The organism is Mesorhizobium sp. M0227 (assembly GCF_040321855.1).
GTDB lineage: Bacteria > Pseudomonadota > Alphaproteobacteria > Rhizobiales > Rhizobiaceae > Mesorhizobium.
Genome location: NZ_JAMYSJ010000044.1, coordinates 14,818 through 33,071 on the forward strand (window position 1 = coordinate 14,818; position 18,254 = coordinate 33,071).

The 18,254-nt window shown below is 58.7% G+C and carries 12 protein-coding genes, 3 pseudogenes and 1 riboswitch; of the genes and pseudogenes, 4 read left to right on the forward strand and 11 right to left on the reverse strand.

The window, feature by feature from the left end:
- Positions 1 to 100: 100 nt before the first annotated feature.
- The 4 genes from NKJ00_RS30845 to NKJ00_RS30860 form a co-directional block, all read right to left on the reverse strand.
- Positions 101 to 1,558: an NAD-dependent succinate-semialdehyde dehydrogenase gene (locus NKJ00_RS30845; protein ID WP_352632413.1), complete on the reverse strand. Its 1,458-nt coding sequence runs from the start codon at positions 1,556 to 1,558 to the stop codon at positions 101 to 103.
- Between the two features lie 198 nt (positions 1,559 to 1,756).
- Entirely contained in the window at positions 1,757 to 2,128 is a 372-nt protein-coding gene (locus NKJ00_RS30850; RefSeq protein WP_352632415.1) for a peptidase M16 family protein, read from the reverse strand.
- A 6-nt stretch (positions 2,129 to 2,134) separates the two neighbouring features.
- Entirely contained in the window at positions 2,135 to 2,410 is a 276-nt protein-coding gene (locus tag NKJ00_RS30855; protein WP_352632417.1) for an insulinase family protein, read from the reverse strand.
- Positions 2,411 to 3,119: 709 nt separating this feature from the next.
- Positions 3,120 to 3,374 carry a hypothetical protein gene (locus NKJ00_RS30860; RefSeq protein WP_023671853.1) on the reverse strand — a complete coding sequence of 85 codons (255 nt, stop codon included), beginning with the start codon at positions 3,372 to 3,374 and terminating at the stop codon, positions 3,120 to 3,122.
- Positions 3,375 to 3,719: 345 nt separating this feature from the next.
- On the opposite strand from NKJ00_RS30860, the gene NKJ00_RS30865 reads away from it, so the two are divergent.
- A complete protein-coding gene (locus tag NKJ00_RS30865; RefSeq protein WP_023679670.1) occupies positions 3,720 to 3,932 on the forward strand; it encodes a cold-shock protein in 213 nt (70 codons plus the stop codon).
- Between the two features lie 219 nt (positions 3,933 to 4,151).
- Here NKJ00_RS30865 and NKJ00_RS30870 read toward each other — a convergent pair whose 3' ends face one another.
- Entirely contained in the window at positions 4,152 to 4,622 is a 471-nt protein-coding gene (locus NKJ00_RS30870; protein WP_023783325.1) for a Ros/MucR family transcriptional regulator, read from the reverse strand.
- A gap of 400 nt (positions 4,623 to 5,022) precedes the next feature.
- Here NKJ00_RS30870 and NKJ00_RS32270 point away from each other — a divergent pair.
- Both NKJ00_RS32270 and NKJ00_RS30880 read left to right on the forward strand, forming a co-directional pair.
- A pseudogene (locus tag NKJ00_RS32270) lies at positions 5,023 to 5,648 on the forward strand (transposase); the annotation flags it as partial.
- A gap of 124 nt (positions 5,649 to 5,772) precedes the next feature.
- Positions 5,773 to 6,777 carry a glycosyltransferase family 10 domain-containing protein gene (locus NKJ00_RS30880; RefSeq protein WP_352632421.1) on the forward strand — a complete coding sequence of 335 codons (1,005 nt, stop codon included), beginning with the start codon at positions 5,773 to 5,775 and terminating at the stop codon, positions 6,775 to 6,777.
- Positions 6,778 to 6,913: 136 nt separating this feature from the next.
- On the opposite strand, the gene NKJ00_RS30885 is transcribed toward NKJ00_RS30880, so the two are convergent.
- Positions 6,914 to 7,267 (reverse strand): hypothetical protein, encoded by a 354-nt coding sequence (locus tag NKJ00_RS30885; protein WP_023737108.1) that lies wholly within the window; start codon positions 7,265 to 7,267, stop codon positions 6,914 to 6,916.
- A 963-nt stretch (positions 7,268 to 8,230) separates the two neighbouring features.
- On the opposite strand from NKJ00_RS30885, the gene NKJ00_RS30890 reads away from it, so the two are divergent.
- Positions 8,231 to 9,286: a cytochrome-c peroxidase gene (locus tag NKJ00_RS30890; protein WP_023737107.1), complete on the forward strand. Its 1,056-nt coding sequence runs from the start codon at positions 8,231 to 8,233 to the stop codon at positions 9,284 to 9,286.
- 444 nt (positions 9,287 to 9,730) lie between these two features.
- Here NKJ00_RS30890 and metE read toward each other — a convergent pair whose 3' ends face one another.
- From metE to glyA, 5 genes and pseudogenes are all read right to left on the reverse strand, one after another.
- Positions 9,731 to 12,058, reverse strand: coding sequence for a 5-methyltetrahydropteroyltriglutamate--homocysteine S-methyltransferase (metE, locus tag NKJ00_RS30895; RefSeq protein ID WP_352632423.1), 2,328 nt, complete (start codon positions 12,056 to 12,058; stop codon positions 9,731 to 9,733).
- Positions 12,059 to 12,177: 119 nt separating this feature from the next.
- Positions 12,178 to 12,379: riboswitch (cobalamin riboswitch) on the reverse strand.
- 568 nt (positions 12,380 to 12,947) lie between these two features.
- Positions 12,948 to 14,665: pseudogene (locus NKJ00_RS30900) on the reverse strand (alpha,alpha-trehalose-phosphate synthase (UDP-forming)).
- Positions 14,666 to 15,516: 851 nt separating this feature from the next.
- Positions 15,517 to 16,509, reverse strand: a complete 993-nt coding sequence (locus NKJ00_RS30905) for an adenosine kinase (protein WP_023812682.1) — start codon at positions 16,507 to 16,509, stop codon at positions 15,517 to 15,519.
- A 49-nt stretch (positions 16,510 to 16,558) separates the two neighbouring features.
- A complete protein-coding gene (gene metK / locus NKJ00_RS30910; RefSeq protein ID WP_023812683.1) occupies positions 16,559 to 17,731 on the reverse strand; it encodes a methionine adenosyltransferase in 1,173 nt (390 codons plus the stop codon).
- Positions 17,732 to 17,784: 53 nt separating this feature from the next.
- Positions 17,785 to 18,254, reverse strand: a pseudogene (gene glyA / locus NKJ00_RS30915) (serine hydroxymethyltransferase); the annotation flags it as partial.

Consider the following 18,254-nt stretch of genomic DNA (forward strand, 5'->3'; position numbering starts at 1 on the left):
GACCGCCCCTCAGCTCCCAATCGAAGAGCGATCCTAACAATTCACATATTTGGAGATCGCTCGCTTGGTAACCCGTCTGTGAACCCTGCAAGCCGATGCTTCAGATGCCGCCCATGCAGAGGTATTTCATTTCGAGGTAGTCCTCGAGGCCATGGCGGGATCCCTCCCGCCCGATGCCGGACTGTTTTATCCCACCGAACGGCGCCGCTTCCGAAGACATCCGGCCGGTATTTACCCCGACCATTCCATATTCCAAGGCCTCGGCGACACGCCAGACACGCTTCAGGTTAGAGGCATAAAAATACGCCGCGAGGCCGTAGATCGTTTCATTGGCATCACGCACGACCTGATCCGCATCGTTGAAGCGAATAATCGGTGCGAGCGGCCCGAATGTCTCTTCTTGCGCCACGGTCATCTCGCTGGTGACACCGGTCAGGACCGTTGGTTGGAAAAACGTGCCATTCGTGCCGACGCGTTTGCCCCCGCATCGAATTGCGCCGCCTTTAGCTACGGCATCGGCAATATGGGATTCAATCTTTGCCAGAGCCTGCTTGTCGATGAGAGGCCCGATGTCCACTCCGGGAGCGAAACCGTCACCAACTTGAAGTTGGCGAGCCCGTTCCACGAATTTCTCGACGAACTCGTCGTGAACGCCCGACTGGACGTAAAGGCGGTTCGCTGAAACGCAGGTCTGGCCGGCATTGCGGTACTTCGCCTGGATCGCACCGTCAACCGCGGCATCGACATCCGCATCATCGAACACGATGAAAGGTGCATTGCCGCCGAGCTCTAGGCTGACTTTTTTGATCTGGTCCGAGCACTGGCGCATGAGTAGGCGCCCGATCTCCGTAGACCCGGTGAAGCTGATCTTGCGGACCTTGGGATTTGTGCAAAGTTCGCGGCCGACCGCGTCACCTTCGGACGCATAGATCAGGTTGACGACGCCTTCGGGGAAGCCTGCCTGATGGGCGAGGGCGAACATTGCTCCAGCCACGAGCGGCGTCTGTTCAGCGGGCTTGAGGACGATCGTGCAGCCCGCTGCCAAGGCTGGCGAGATTTTGCGCGCCACCATCGAGGCTGGGAAATTCCATGGCGTTATCGTGCCGACGACCCCGATGGGCTGCTTGATCACCAACATTCGGCGGTCCATCGATGGTGCGGAGATCGTCTCGCCATAGACGCGATTTGCCTCCTCGGCGTACCATTGCAGATACGCCGCAGCATGCGATAGCTCCGATTTGGCCTCTGCAAGCGGCTTGCCCATCTCCGCGGTGAGAATTGCAGCGAGATCGTCGGCGTGGTCGATGATCAACTGATACCATCGCCATAGAACGTCGCTGCGCTCACGGGCGGTAAACCCTGCCCATCCAGGCTGCGCGACATAGGCCTTGTCGATCGCAGCGCATGTCTCTTCGACACCCATGTCGGGTAGTTCTGCCAGCACTTCGCCGGTCGACGGGTTGAGAACCTCGAATGTCCGCTCGCTAATCCGCGTGCCAAGTGTCGGCAGGCGATCAATGGATCGAAACAGGTCAGGGGATCTCAGGTGACGGGTCATCGGCAGGCACAGGGGCAATACCGGATTCCTCCTCAAACGCAGCAGGGGTATATGGCAAGTGCGGTGTCTATTCCGGATGCCAAGTTCCTTATAGGGCCTCGGCCAGACAGCTAGCAGACCACGGTACCCAAGTGGAAAGGAGAATACCCTGAAATCGCTAGAAGATGCCTCGCGGTTCTACTAGTCGGGCTCGGCCGGTCAGGTGCGCGGGGGCAGGACCGGCCCGCGCGCAACCTTGCCATAGGTCTTCGCGGCCAGCGCCTTCACCGTCTCAGGCTCTGCGTCGCCGGCCACCACCAGCACGGCGTTGTTCGGGTCGGCAGCATTTGTTGTAGATCGTGAATGCGTCGGTGTGTTCAGCTTGTCCATCTCCTGCATCCAGCCGTTGACCGGATGCGGTAGGGCTGATCGGCCGCAACGTCGCGTTGACCTCCTCGTCCAGCAGACCTGCGGGTTCGTCTCTCTGCGCCAACGGCGCTCCTCCAGAATCACGTTTCGCTCGGTCTTGATATCGTCGTTGAGGATGAGGTTGAACATGCGATCGGCCTCGAAGCCAATCATGTCGCCCAAAGCTAGTCATAGCGTTGGGGCGTTATTGTAGCCGCCGCTGACTGAGACGGCTCGGTCGAACTCGCTGCCGGCGCGGTTGGTGGTCGCCTTGAAGATCAGACGCTCAAGGAAATGGGCAAGTCCGGATTTGCCGGGTGGCTCGTCGGCGCTGCTGACCTTGTACCATGTGAGTGACGACTGGCGCGCGGTGATCGCGGATGTCGATCCTTCCATGCCATAGTCGAGCAGGAAATCCGCGATCTTGCCGCCGTCGGTGGCGGCCAGAGCCGGAGCGGTCGTCACCAGGGCCAGGGCGGTGGCAGTGAACGCCGTGCGCAGCCAGGGGGAGCGATCGATGGCTCCGGTTGGAAAGGCAAGGTTCGAGGCAAAGTGATTTGTTCCTCATTTTGATGAACGCGTTGCGTCTTCGCCTCCCCGTGGGGAGGATCGGCGGGCAGCGCCGAGCCAGACCAACATGCGGCCAGGCCTCACTCGAGCCTCATCTTCGGATGGACCCAGGAGACCTGCGGCGGTGTTCTTGGCGAGGTGGTCATTGGACGGATTTTCCTTGGTCCGCGACGTCTGCGGACGACCATGCATGCACCGTGCCAGATCAGAAAACCATTCGAGGCATGAAGACAAGTCGGGTCTGACATGTTGCGCATCCGACATTATGGGCCATCGAACAGGGCTGAAGGCGACGCGAGCATGGCTGAGAGTATCGTCTTCCTTCGGAAGACGATGAGGCGCGCTGCCGGGGAGGGGTACACGATGCGCTTCGAAGGCCGCTGCACTGACGGACAGAATTGAGATGTTGTCGCTCCAGCGCTCGCCGTGGGGGCATGCAGGCAACATTTGTCGCTGCAGGACAGCAGCACCGAAGCTGTGCGCGCTTGCCGTTGTCCCTGGGCACCAAACAGGAGAATTAGCAGTCGCGATTGATTTCATGTGCGTAAAATACCGCCTGGTGCGCTCGGCTGCAAATGCATGCCTGGCGGAGTGGTCGCTTAGGTCAAGAGCATCGCGTGAGTAACAGCCTGACCTTGCTCAATCTGATGCGCGCTAACCGCCTCGCCGGATTGTGGAACTGCTCGCGGGTGGCTTCTACCACAAACAGCAAGGTCATGAAATCAAGCAGGAAGTCGTCAATCGCTTGGGCGATTGTTTCTGACTTGCCCTTGAACTGGTCCAGCAAAACGCGCGCGCTATCGATCGCTTCCACGCTGGTCGCATCGATCAACCCCTCGACCCTCTTGAAACAATCCAAATCGAAACTCCTTCATGCGCTTGCCAAGCCGTTATGCTCGAAGGCAGTTCCGTGAACTACCCGGCCTTTGACCTGCGGCACGAGCAGCGGTCGGCCTTACGTCCCGTGCCTCCAAACACGAGCCATCGACGTGGCGCTGAGGAGCGTTGGAAGAAATTGGGCGCTTCCGGCCACGCTCGAGCGGTAGTGTAGGACAGTGCTTGCTGGCGGCTACGCCCACAATGGAGTGCGCCAGCTGATCGGGGCTTAACAATTTTTCGCTTTTTGCTGCGCCCAACTCTCGGCTATGACTCGGACAGGCCTAATGGCCTGCCCACGTTGCATTGTAAAAGAAGGAACAAGTATATGCCGACTGGAACGGTAAAGTGGTTCAACAGCACCAAGGGGTTTGGATTTATCCAGCCCGACAATGGCGGTCCGGATGTTTTCGTCCACATTTCCGCTGTCGAACGCGCGGGCCTCTCGACCCTCGCTGACGGCCAGAAGATCAACTATGAGATCGAGCAGGATCGCCGCACTGGCAAGTCCTCCGCTGGCAGCCTCAGCAAAGCTGGTTGAAATTTTCTCCTGCGTCCTGGCAAGAGTAGGCACGTAGGTCCTCACGGCCGCTCGATGGGACCGAGCAAAAACTGAGGGCAGCAGATTGCTGCAGGCGTCGCGAATTCCTCATGAAACAAGGTTGTTTGAAAGGAAGGCGGGGTTGGCCCCGCCTTTTTATATGACGCGCAGATTAAGCCGATGGCTGCAACGCTCCAGAACGAATCTCGATTGCCGAAATCAAGCCGCGACCTTCTTGCGGGTTCGCTTCGTCGGCGCAGGCTCCGGCGCTTCCGGCGCCTTCGGTTTGCGGCCGAGCCCCATCGTCTTGGCCAATGTCGAGCGCGCCGCGGCGTAGTTCGGCGCGACCATGGGATAATCCGCCGGCAGGCCCCATTTGGCCCGATATCCATCCGGCGTCAGCCCATAGTGGGTCGACAGATGGCGCTTTAGCGATTTGAATTTCTTCCCGTCCTCAAGGGAGATGATGTAGTCCGGTGTCACCGATTTCCTGATCGGGACTGCAGGCGTAAGGGCGACCGGCTCTTGCGCAGAGACACCTCCGGCCGTCGCTCTCAGAGCCGCATGCACTTGGCCGATGAGGGCAGGGAGATCCCCCACCGGGATCGGATTGTTGGAGACATAGGCCGACACGACATCGGCGGCAAGCTCAATGAGGGTGTCGACGTTTTTTCCGGCTTCTTCTGTCATGAAACTCTCCAGGCGGTGAAACATAGTCAGCGAAGCGTCGCTTCATAGGGCCGGTTGCCGCCGAAAGCAACAATGTCTCGACAGCGTTATTGCCAATGCTCGTCCAGAAGCGACATCGATGCGCCATATTTCCCGTCGTGACGCTGAGCCACTCGTTGTTGGCGACGCTGCCGAGGTGCGTGACGCGTCCCGGCTGTAACTTTGCGTCGAATTTGCTAGTAGTCTCGGGCCTAAGCGCGGTATTTTTGTCTCGGTATTACTTCTTTGGACTGTGAAATCGAGGGATCGTGATCGCTTGCTGGTGGCATCAGGGACGATGGACGTTCATTGGCCATGGCCAAATGTAAGTTCATCGCCCGGTGAGCCGCTCTTCCAAAGGGCTGGGAACCGCCGCTGGTAACCAAGGACATCAATGTATTTCGAGGCGTTTCTTAGCCGGTCCTCGAGAGACGGCAATCGCTGCGGACGACACCTGTTCCACGATATCGAACAGCGCGGCGACACAGGCAGCTTCTCGAATCTGGAGCGGCTTCTCGCAAGTTGGCGCCGCGCCGAGAGGCCGGGCAAGGACAGTGCGTCGCCTGCTTCAATCATACGCGTCAACCAGCCAGCGACGCTGTCCCATACCAATCCCGCGACCGGCCGTGTGATCTCGTCGGTAGTCGCCCCGGCCCCCTGCACGAAGCCTCGGGATGTGCTGATGATCAACCAGGCCACAAAGGTCGACGTCCTGAAGCAGGGATCACATGAGTTTGCCACTATGCGCAGGCTTGCCATGCGCTGCCGCGGCATTTTGCGGGGCCTGTGAATTGGGCAAGCTCGACACTTCGATCGACGTAGCGTCAACTCCGGGTCCGTCGCCATCACGCGTTTCGGTCGGGTCCTACGCCAGCTGACGCCGTTCGCGATGCCATTGAACTACCGTGGAGCAACGGCCAGGCGGAAGGGCTGATCAACCGCCTGAAGACGATTAAACGTACCATTGGGCAGAGCGGCTGCGAACTCATTAGGGCACGCATGCTGCCACTCAGCCGGCCTGATCACCACACAAAGCGAGGAAGAACCTGGTCAAGTGCAAAGCGACAATTGCCTCGACAGCGGGTCCCGGAAGGTTTATGCTGCCCAATGTTACCGCAATCCGGAATGGCGATTGAGTACCTTCACGAGTGAAGGGAGTGAAACTTCTTTGTCGGCCAAATTGTTGACGGAACGCCCGGCGCCCATTGTTGCTACATGTCTAGATTCTTGGGGCGTTTTGGATGATGCAATCCACCATCTCACTCCAAAGGGCAGTGGAATCTGGAACAACGTCGCTTTTGTTCGCACGACATCCTTCGTGCCCGATTGGCATATCGTCTTTAACTCTGCTTCTCTTTTCGGGCTCCCTGTTGATATCGAGGCGAGCCCAAACAGGACAATTTTTGCAATCGGCGAACCGCCGACGAAAGCTCATCGCGCGTTTCATGAAGGGCAGGGGAAAAATACTATCGTCCTGACGTGTGACGCAGAGCTGGCTGCTCGGCAGAATGCAGCGCGCCGATTCGTTTTGTCTCCACCTATCACTCGGTCTTGGTCTGTAAACAAGACATATGACCAACTTCTGGTCAGCGAAGTCGTGGATAAGCCGCTTCGGCTCTCATGGATTACCAGTGACATCGCCCTGCTTAAAGGACATCGATATCGGCTGGCGTTTCTGGAACGGCTGAGAAAGGAGCTCGATTTTGACCTGTTCGGCCGAGGTTTTCGGCTGATTGGAGATAAATGGAACGCACTCGCACCTTACCGTTACAGTATAGCGTTCGAGAATACTCGTGCTGATTACTATTTTACAGAGAAGCTTATGGACTGCTTCGTTGCTGAAACAATGCCGATCTATTACGGCAGCCCGGCAATCACGAGGTTCTTCCCTTCGGACTCTATGGTTCTGATTGACCCAGAGGACAAGAACGTAATCCCAAAAATTCAAGAAATCATCGACTCGGACCTCTGGAAGGAACGTCGCGGCGCAATAAGAGAGGCGAAGCGGTTGGTCCTTGAGAAATACAATACGTTTGCTTATCTCGCGCGCTTCATCGAAAGCGTTCAGGATAAACCCTTACCGCCGGAAATTATACACATCGATTCGCCTGAGGTCGATTTTGGAATAGACGAATGAAGTACTCCAACGCTCGCTTCGCGTGCCGGCGGTCGGTGGTCTGGCGAGATCGGTACGGAACGCTCGGCGGAGAATGCCTGCTGCGCAGACGGGCCGGCACGGGCGCACGAGGTCATGCGCCCCCGGCTGCCGCTGATCAGACGAACTGGGGAAGGCCAGGAACGGAATTGAGGACCTCGTCCACGAGTTCGTCGCCGGCATGTTCCTTGGCGCAGGCGATCGTCTCGTTGGCGAGGCCGGCGATCTTTGCCATGCTGAGACCCTCACTCATTAATTGCTGGCCGAGCCCCATAAGGCCGCCACCCTCTGGGTCGTCGCCATGATACTTCGCTACTAATTCCGAAGCTCCCGGAATGGCCTCGATCATGCGCGCAACGGGACCGTCGGCCGCGTGGCTTTGCAGGAAACCCAGCATTAACCCAACGCCCTTCTCTGCGAGAGCCGGGCCGATGCCGGCACCAGTGGCGATGCGCGGTAAGAATTCTTCCATGCAGGGTCTCTCTCTCTCTCTCTCTTTAATGAGGTTTACACGGGGCCGGTCCGGCGCCCAGCGCCCTTGGCCGAACCACAATTGAACTCCACAAAAATAGGCCGGCGGAAGTGCTATTGCGCGTAAAACCGCCTCTGTCAACGCAAGCTGCGTCGGACGTGCGTGTTTCGCAAACCGAAGATCATTCCAATTCACATCATTACGCATTGGCAACCGCCAGTTTGCGGTGGCTCGCTTATGGGCCAATGCCCCGCGTCCGTCAAATGACGACGACAACGTGGTCATCGCCCAGGATCTGTGGATCGAGGTGTGAGGCAGTTACAGCCGGTGGACCTGCTCAAGCGCCGCGCCGGCACAAGGGCTAGATTGGCGATACTGCGCGTATTGGCCATGTCTTTCCTCGCGTGATGGGATGTTCGTAGAAGCGGAACTATATGCCGGTGTGACGATCGACAAGGCGGACCGGCTATTCCGATAGGACATCCATACTGTCGCATAGACCGTCGCTGCTTAGGTATTGAAACCGCCATCGCTGGTGACATCACAATGTGCAGTCGGCGGGTGTCGATAAGGTCGATTCACGCAATCAGCAGGTCCGGAGGAACGAATGAACCCTGAGGTTTCAGAAGCTCACTTTTCGCAAGGCGTGCAGCGCACATCGTGCAAGAGATTGCCAGTCTTGCGGGTGCTCTCGACTTTCTCAACGATGGCGGGAAGATCGCAGTGACCGAATCTACGAAGCCGCCCTCAGGGCGTGCTTTGATGCATACAAACGGTTGCCGAGCAGGGATACTCCTCCTCCCTGAAGTCCAATCGAGAAGAGCGATCACTTCCAAGAGGGTCCCAGCTCAGCCGCGAAAACGGGTGCCAGACCCCGATCCTCTCCCTCAACTGATCTAGCTCAGGGCGTTCATGAGCCGCAGATCGCATAGTGGCTGCGTGCACGACGCAGGAAGACCATTTATGAAAATCCTATTCAGAACGATGGCTGTCACCTTGCTGGCACCCACCGCCTTTGCTGCGGATTCGATCCCCACCGACCTCAGAGATACGGCATTGGCCACCTTCAGGGCTTTGCCATCCACCACGCCGACAGTCGCCAACAACCCGATCACCCCGGAAAAGATCGCTCTCGGCAAGGCACTGTTCTTCGATCCACGCGTCTCGGCGTCAGGCGTCTTGTCGTGCAACTCGTGCCACAACCTGGCCACCGGCGGCGACGACAATCACGAAACCTCGATCGGCCATGGTTGGCAGAAGGGACAGCGCAACGCGCCGACTGTACTGAACGCTGTCTTCAACATCGCTCAGTTCTGGGATGGTCGTGCCGCAGACCTGAAGGCTCAGGCGAAGGGACCGGTCCAAGCCGGCATCGAAATGGCCAATACACCGGACCAAGTCATCGCCACGCTCAAGTCCATGCCGCAATATGTCGAGTGGTTCGATGCAGCTTTTCCGGCTGAAGCCGATCGGGTCACCTTCGACAACTTCGCCAAGGCGATCGAAGCCTTCGAGGCGACACTGGTCACACCGGCCCCGTTCGACAGCTTCCTGAATGGTGATGAGCTTGCCATGACTTCCGAACAGAAACAGGGCCTGGCGCTTTTCATGGACAAAGGCTGCTCGTCCTGCCATGCCGGCATCAACGTTGGTGGGCAAGCCTATTTCCCATTCGGCCTCGTGGAACAGCCCAGCGCCGAGGTCCTGCCGGACAAAGACAAGGGCCGATTTGCGGTCACCAATGCAGCCGATGACTACTATGTTTTCCGCGTGGCGCCGCTGCGCAACGTTGCACTCACCGCGCCATACTTTCATTCGGGCAAGGTTTGGGATCTGAAACAGGCCGTCGCCATCATGGGGACCACCCAGCTTGGCGTAGTACTGGCGGACGAAGAAGTTGACCTGCTTGTTGCCTTCCTCAACTCGCTGACCGGAGAGGCACCCGAGGTCGCCTATCCCATCTTACCCTCCGAAACGGCGACAACGCCCCGGCCTGTAACGCAGATCTCAGGAAAATAAAGGGCCAACTGGCTGCGGACGTCGCAATCGAAAATGATTGCGGCTTTTACTTGGGCCACACGAATTGCCACATCCATCTCCGAATTGGCGGGAGGCTAGCAATACCCGAAACCTGCCACCTCGCCCGTAGTCTGCGCGAATCAGCTGGGGAAGCGGACAGACGCGCAGCACCATATATTGTCGCCGCCTGAGCGAACATGCCAAGCAGTCTACTTTGAGAAACGACGTGTGTACGATTTGTTCGAGGCGCGGGGCCTGTATGTTCCCAAGGACCAATACTATAGCGTAGTGTCACATTCATATTTCTGCGGGATGAGGACACGTGCCGAAGGAAAATTGCACATTTTCGCCGAGTGGCTTATTTCCAAGAGTGTGATCGGTTTGGCATATTCCCGGCCGACATCCGCCAGTCGGCAACTCCCCACACGGTGAGGAAGAGAAGCCTCACGCCTGCACTTTCTGCCGGAGCGCGCGTGCTGCAGCGACCATGTTAATGAGGGCAGGGCGGACCTCCTCCCATTTGCGTGTTTTGAGGCCACAGTCCGGGTTTATCCACAGTTGGCCGTCGGACAGTCGCTCGCGGGCAAGCATGACTAAGTCCGAAATCTCGCCGACTTCCGGGACGCGTGGTGAGTGAATATCATAGATGCCGGGACCGATTTCGTTCGGATATTTGGAGCTCGTGAAGGCGTCCAACAGTTCCATCTTCGAGCGCGACGTCTCAATCGAAATGACATCCGCATCCATTCCAGCGATCGCGTGAATGATCTCGTTGAACTCCGAATAGCACATGTGGGTATGAATTTGAGTCGCGTCCTTTACACCCGTTGAAGCGATCCGGAAACATTCGACAGCCCAGTCGAGATAGACTTTCCAGTCAGATTGGCGCAGTGGCAATCCTTCGCGAAAGGCGGCCTCATCGATCTGGACCATCCTTGCGCCGGACCTTTCGAGATCCGTCACTTCGTCGCGGATGGCGAGCGCGATCTGGCGGCAGGCTTCGGAGCGGGGTACGTCGTCGCGAACAAAAGACCAGTTGAGAATGGTGACTGGGCCTGTGAGCATTCCCTTCACGGGCTTTTCCGTAAGCGACTGGGCGAATTGCCACCAGCGCACTGTCATCGGATTGCGCCTCGATACGTCGCCGAAAATGATGGGGGGACGCACGTAGCGCGACCCATAGCTTTGTACCCAGGCATGCTGGGTGAACGCGAAGCCGGACAACTGCTCGCCGAAATGCTGTACCATGTCGTTTCGCTCGAACTCACCGTGCACCAGCACGTCCAGCCCGATCTCTTCCTGCCAGCGAATTGCAGCCTCGATCTCCTTCTTCAGGAACGTCTCATAGTCGACATAGCTCAGCTGGCCCTTCGCATGAGCGGCCCGCGCCTTGCGTACCTGCGGCGTCTGCGGGAAGGACCCGATGGTCGTCGTCGGGAACGGCGGCAGCCCGAGTGAGCCGGCTTGGACTCTGGAGCGCTCGCCAAAAGCGCTCTCTCGTCGCTTCGCGCTGTCCTCAATGCTAGCGATCCGCCCCTGAACAAGCGGGTCATGGATCCTCGTGGATGTCACGCGCGTGGCGGCAGCCTCGGCAGACGCTTTCAACGCGCCTGCCACCGCATCCCTGCCTTGGGACAGGGCCCGGGCCAGCAAGACCAGCTCGTCGGTCTTCTGGGCCGCGAAGGCGAGCCACGACCTGATGTCGGCGTCGAGTTCCGTCTCCATGCGCAGATCAATCGGCACATGCAGCATCGAGCAAGAAGGCGCGATCTCGACGCGGTCCAAGGGCCAGCCGGCGACGATCGGTTTGATGCGGTCGAGAATGGCGGGCAGGTTCGCACGCCAGACGTTGCGGCCATCGATCAAGCCAAGCGAGAGCACCAGATCCTTCGGAGCGAGCCGACCCACCGTTTCCAGCTGCTCGGGAGCGCGCACGAGATCAATATGCAGCCCGGCCAGGGGCAGAGAAACCGCGGTTTCGAGATTGTCTCCCAGCGACCCGAAATACGTAGCCAGCATGATCTTCAGCTCGGGCGCGGCTTTCGACAGCTGGCCATAGGCGAATTCGAACGCAGCTCGTTCGTTCGGGTTCAGATCGAGGACAAGCGCTGGCTCATCGATCTGCACCCAGTCGGCTCCCGACAGCTTCAGCTTCTGCAGGACTTGCTCGTAAACGGGCAGCAGCCGCGGTAGGAGCGCGATGGGACCGAACCCCTCGGCAGGCGATTTCGCCAGCTTGAGGAAGGTGATGGGTCCAAGGATGACTGGGCGTGTGTGAATGCCGAGAGCTTTAGCCTCGAGGAAGTAATCGACCGGCTTCGATGACGAGAGGGCGAACGTCTGATCATCATCGAGTTCCGGCACAATGTAGTGGTAGTTGGTGTCAAACCACTTGGTCATTTCCATCGCGGTTACACCAGGTCCATGAGCCTCCTCCTGGTGACCAGCGTGTCCACAATCCTCCGTCTGACCCTGGTTGCCGCGCGCCATTGCGAAGTAGATGTCAAGTGGGACCTCGCCGCTATTCCAGCCGTAACGGGATGGAACGGCCCCGACCATGGCTGCGGTGTCGAGCACATGGTCGTAAAGCGAGAAGTCGTTCGACGGGATTTTCGACACGCCGCGATCGCGCTGCTCTTCCCAGCTAGCGGCACGGAGCGCCTTCGACGTCGTGAGAAGGTCGCCAGCGGCCGATGTTCCGGACCAGTAGCTTTCAAGCGCGAATTTCAGTTCTCGCCGACGACCGAAGCGCGGCACGCCGAGCGTTGCTATAGGAATTTCCTGAGAGTCAGTCATGTCATACCCCGATGGTTGGGGCGTCGATGACAAGGAAGGCGCTAGCAGGCCGGCACGAACGCCGGCTTGCAGCGGCCACCGAGACACCCCGCCCGTGGACGTAATTCGCCGTGGCAGGTCTCCTGGCTCGCGGGGTCATAGCCTCTACCCGTCTTCCTGAGGGTATTCGCCTCAGTGACATGAGTGGGGTTGGCTCGCCGCTAACAGTTGCGGGGGCAGCGCCGGCATTGCACCGGCTTCCCTCTTAGCTCCGCTGCGGCAGCGCCGCACGCGAGAACCACGACACGCAGACAATCACAGCAGTCCGCTCTTTTGTCAATGACGCATAACGAAATGTTTATGTCGTTATGTGATTTCGCTTTTACGCTTGTCTAACATTGTGAAATATTCAGTCGCCCATTGGCGGCGCTGCTCCGCTGCCACCATTGTCCAACTAATGGATCCCTGTCGGGCTGCGACATCCCTCGCAGGTCGCCGATGAAGGATTTCGGACAAGACTTCAAGCGCGTGACAACGTCATTAGAATGCAGAAGATCGCATTGGTGGCGATGTTTAACGATGCGGCCGCAAGCCGTGCGTGCGTGGTAGAAGCGGTTTTCTCGGAGTGAGCGCCAAACCGTGGTCCGGGGGGAATTGGCACGCCAGTCGTCATCACGGGTGACTAGGCAATCGTGATGACTCCGCTCGGCGGCAAGAGACCACACTGACGGAGCCTGGCTCAAGGGTCTGATGCAAAGCCCGACTGTGGTCCCGATAAGCCGCTTAAGCCGCATTCAGGCGGTCAGGATAAGTATCTCTCTCTCCAAGCGCTCGGCATTGAGGGATGCGCAAATGCAGGAAAAGCTCGCGTGCTTCATATTCTGCATCATACGATCGGCAGGACCCAGTTTTTATCCAGTGCACGCGTCAGCGCGGTGTGCAATTCTGGCTCGGTCCGATACGAAGGCATTTGGGCCTCGCTGATCCAGCCCAAGCCAACATAGTGGAAGTGATCCGCAGGGACCGTAACCCGGCTGCTGTCCAGTTGCCGAACGAAGTCCGCTGACCAATGGTGGATCGTATACGCTTCAAGTTTGTCCATCATCCTCCGCCAGCGTTGGATGCGTTCTTCGCGCGGCATGCTGGCCGCTCTTGAGATCGCGGTAGCTATCTCGTCGGAGAGCCTCGGATTTACCAGGCGTCCTCGCCGAAGTCTTCGGCCGCGCCGGCAAACTTCGATAACACCAGAACGCCAGGGTCGCTCGGATCTTGTGCAGCAATGTATTCTTTCGCCACAAGATTCATGCCATCGCGCAACGGCGTCACAACGCAAACACGCGCGGCTCTGTAAAGACCCGATATCTCAGCTTGGGTGAACGACCTGTTCTCATAGATAATCGGCATCCACTCGTCCGTGCCATGCCGGTTGTTGACTTGATTGACGAGTCTTTCGACGTCGCGCCGATATTCGCTGTACGCTTGGATGTCGCCACGTGAGGGAGTTGCGATTTGCAAGAGCGAGACACGTTGCGGCTCGACTGCCAGCAGATCGAAAGCTTTAATCCGATTGTCGATGCCCTTGGTGTAGTCGAGCCGATCGACGCCGATAACTAGCTTTGCTCCGCCAAGTTTCAACTGCGAAATGTAGGCTTTCTGCGCCTCAAGCGAATCTGCGGCACACTGTTCGAATTGCTTCGGATCGATACCTATAGGAAAATTTTGGCATTGCGTCTGGCCATGGTCCGAGAAAACGACCCCGTTCTTGCTCTCCAGCCCCAAATGAGATTGGACACAGGCGAGGAAATTGCTCACATCACGGTCGGTCTGGAAACCGAGCAGATCATACTCGAGCATACATTTCATTAGCTCGCCAGAATTGGGCACGCGCTCCATCATGTCAGACTCGGGCCATGGCGTATGCAGGAAATGGCCGATCGGCCGGTCAATGCCGAGTCTGTGCAAATCAGCGCCGAGCGGCAGGAAATGGTAGTCATGAACCCAGTAGACTGCGTTATCTCCCAATTCGGACACCGCGCGCGCCATGAAGGCATTGACGTCGCGATAACTTTTATAATCCTCTTCCGAGCCTGAGATCCGGTCCGGCAGCGAGTGGAGCGCCGGCCACAATATTGAATTTGCAAAACCTTGATAGTACCGAGAATAGTCCGCTGCCGGCCCATCAAGCCACCCGATTTGACCTTTGCCACGCTGCACGAGGGGCACCTGTTGCTTATCCCCGTCGCCCAGATGCTCGGAAAAACCTACCCAGACCGCGCCGGAACGCTCCACGACGCACTCCAGGGCCGCCGAAAGCCCGCCTGTCTTGGGCTGATCAGAATTGACAGTCGCACCGCGGTTGGAAATTGCGATAAGACTCCTATGTGGCTGCTGGGCCGCCGTGTTGAAGCGCTGGTCTGCGGCTGAGACAACAGGACGGGACGGGCCAACTTCGGCTTGTTGTTCTCGCTCCTGTGGCAAGTCTCTCAGAGGTTGTTCAAAAGCGATTAGTTCGTGAACAGCCCCAGTTTGCCATGTGAGGTACCGGCGCGGCGAGTTGGCGTTGTTCAATGCGTCCATTTCATGCCTCCGTTGAATATTCCCCATGATGGAGCAACTGGCATTCCCAGATTGGCACACCCCCTGCTGACGAGAATCTGACGAGCGTCAGAGCAAATGGCGACCGATTGTCGCGTTTCGGCTTCGGCGCCCTCAAGAACCGGCTTATCGCGAAAATAGCTGGCGACCCGATCGAGCGGACCGTGCTTGCGGTAATTGTTGGATTGTTCGGATAAGAGATACACCCAGTAGATGCCAGCACCTGTTGAAATGAACTGAAACTATGTCGCTGCCGCCAAGGCTGCCGGGCCCCGTGATGCGATCCTGCGTCTGCCGAAGAGTTTTGACACGGAGATCGGAGAGGGCGGGATAGTCCCTTTCCGCCCGTCAGGGCCCGTTTTTGAATCCCTTCCTCGTTGCCCTCGACGATCCCAAAATCGTGGAAGCCAGACCGCGATGTGAATACCAGCCAGGCGAGCACTTCCTGACATCCGCGAATGCCGGGCTCCACATCCGGCGCCTCGTCGAGATTGACGAAGATGAAGCCCTGCTGCCAATTCCGCTGGTCCCATACCAATGGCGAACCAGTCTGCCCGCATTCGGCATCGTGGGACGTGATCGCAAGTCAAGTGCTCCGACGGACGCCGCGAGTTCTCCGTTACCTCAGGAACCTTACTGGCCTTCCCCAAGCTGAGCTTCTGGAAAATGCCGGTGGCGATCTCGATGACGGTGAATGCCGTCAAGGCAAGCCCGCCTTGCACCGCTCTTCCAGCGAGCTTCACGGCAGCAGAATCGGTCAGTTCTCCGAAGCGAATGGCTGTCGCTATCAGCGAGCTTTGACACAGTTCCGCCACTGCGATGATCGCGTCAGTAGGGCGGCTGGTTAGTTGCCCGCGCATCTACAGCAACCCAGCCCGTTCCGCCTCGCGGCGCAAATTCTGCCTTGGCCTTGGGCCGATCTGCTGGATCACCAGGCCGGCCGCCAGCGAGCCAAGGTCGCCGCAGGTCTTGAGGTCGCGGCCCTGCGTGTAGCCATGCAGGAAACCGGCGGCGTAGAGATCGCCGGCGCCCGTCGTGTCGACCAGCTCCTTGATGGCGGTCGCATGGATGACCACGGTCTCGTCGCCGCGCACGATAACCGAGCCTTTTTCCGAGCGTGTGACGGCGGCGATCTTGCAGTCCTTGCGGATCTGCGCCACCGCTTCGTCGAAGGACGAGGTCTGGTAGAGCGACTTGATCTCGTCGCTGTTGGCAAAGACGATGTCGACCGTGCCCGAGCGCATCAGGTCGAGGAACTCGTCGCGGTAGCGGTCAACGCAAAACGAATCCGACAGTGTCATCGAGACTTCGCGCCCGGCCTCGTGCGCGAGCTTCGCCGTCTGCCGGATCGCCTCCTTGGCGCGCGGCGGGTCCCACAGATAGCCCTCGAAATAGGTGACCTTGGCGCCAGACGCCTTGTCGGCCTCGACATCCTCCGGCCCAAGCTCGACGCAGGCGCCGAGATAGGTGTTCATCGAGCGCTCGCCGTCCGGGGTGACGAAGATCATCGAGCGCGCCGTCGGCGGCTCGCCCTCGAGCGGCCTGGTGTCGAAGGCAACGCCCTGCGCATGGATGTCGTGCGCATAGATTTCGCCCAGCGCATCGTTGGACACCTTGCCGAAGAAGGCGGCGCGGCCGCCGAAGCTGGCGACGCCGGCCGCCGTGTTGCCGGCGCTGCCACCGGAGGCCTCGATCGCCGGCCCCATGTGGCTGTAGAGCAGCTCGGCGCGCTTGGTATCGATGAGGTTCATGGCACCCTTGATGATGCCGTTGGTCACCAGAAAAGCGTCGTCGCACTGGGCGATGATGTCGACAATGGCATTGCCGATGCAAAGCACGTCATAATCCGGCATCAATGTCTCCGCTTGGGCTTTCCGCTTGCCAATTCGCTCGCCGGCGGCTTCACGGGGCGGCTAGTCCTGCCTCGCGACGCAATTCGTCCGCCCTGTCTGTCTTCTCCCAGGTGAAATCAGGCTCTTCACGGCCGAAATGGCCATAGGTGGCTGTATTGCGGTATATAGGGCGCAAGAGATCAAGCATCTTGATAATGCCTTTCGGTCTGAGATCGAACAACTCAAGAATGAGGCGCTCGATCCTGCTTTCCTCAACCCTGGCTGTCCCGAACGTGTTGACCATGACGGAAACCGGACTGGCCACGCCGATTGCGTAAGCAAGCTGCACCTCGCACACGTCCGCAAGTCCGCTGGCGACGATGTTCTTTGCGACATAGCGGGCCGCATAGGCAGCCGAGCGGTCAACCTTGGACGGGTCCTTGCCCGAGAAGGCGCCGCCGCCATGACGACCCATCCCGCCATAGGAATCGACGATGATCTTGCGTCCAGTGAGACCGCAGTCGCCGCGCGGCCCGCCGACTACGAACCGCCCCGTCGGGTTGACCAGAATTCTGATGCCTTCCGTCTCCAGGTGGGTCGGCAGGACAGGCTTTATGATTTCCTCAATGACGCCCTCGCGGACAGTCTCTTGCGAGACCTGCTCGTCATGTTGCGTCGACACGACGATGGTATCCAGGGCGACCGGGCGCAACCCCTCATAGCGCACTGAGACTTGGGATTTCATGTCAGGACGCAACCAGCCAAGCTGTGCCTTCCGGACATACGCCTGCCGTTTCGTCAAGCGATGAGCGAGCTGGATCGGCAAAGGCATCAGGGTATCGGTTTCGCGGCATGCGTAGCCGAACATGAGGCCCTGATCTCCCGCTCCCTGCTGGAGGTCTTGCCCTCTTCCCTCGTCAACGCCTTGGCTGATGTCGGGCGACTGCTCGGTGAGGGCATGGACGACGGAGCAACGCCGGCCGTCGAAGCCGACGGCCTCGTCGTCGTACCCAATGTCGAGAATCGTATCGCGCGCAACTTGGCTGTAATCCACCTGGGCATCGCTGGTAATCTCGCCAGCCAGAACGACTATCCCTGATTTTACCAACGCTTCACAGGCGACGCGCGCCTTGGGATCTGTGCGGAGGATGGCGTCGAGGATGGCATCCGAGATGTTGTCGGCCAACTTATCCGGGTGCCCCGCGCCAACCGATTCGGAAGAGAACACGAACTGCCTAGCCATGAATACCTCGCTTCGGGTGTTGGATGTGGTATGGGCATTTTGCTTGGCCCACCTTACTTGTCGGAGATGCCCGGGACCTCGAACGCAGCGCACAAGTCGGCAACGTCTCTTCGCACGCAGGCATGGAGATCTTCGTCGTCTGGCCGCTGGAGGACGGAGTCAATGAAGCCAGCAATTTGCTCCATTTCCACATCGCGCATGCCCATTGACGTCACTGCTGGTGCCCCCAGGCGAATTCCGCTTGTGACCGCCGGATCCCGCGGGTCGCCAGGCACCATATTAAAGTTTGTGATGATTCCTGCCTTTGCTAGTCGCTCGGCATAGGCCTTGCCCGATAGTGGCCGATTGCGAAGATCAAGGATCAGCATGTGATTGTCCGTCCCCCCGGTCACCAGGTCATGACCTCGCTCAAGCAGTGCATGTGCCAGAGCCTTGGCGTTCTTGACCGTCTGTTGGCCGTAGCTTCGGAAGGACGGGTTCGCGGCTTCGTGCAAGGCAACCGCTAGCGCAGCGATGGCATTCA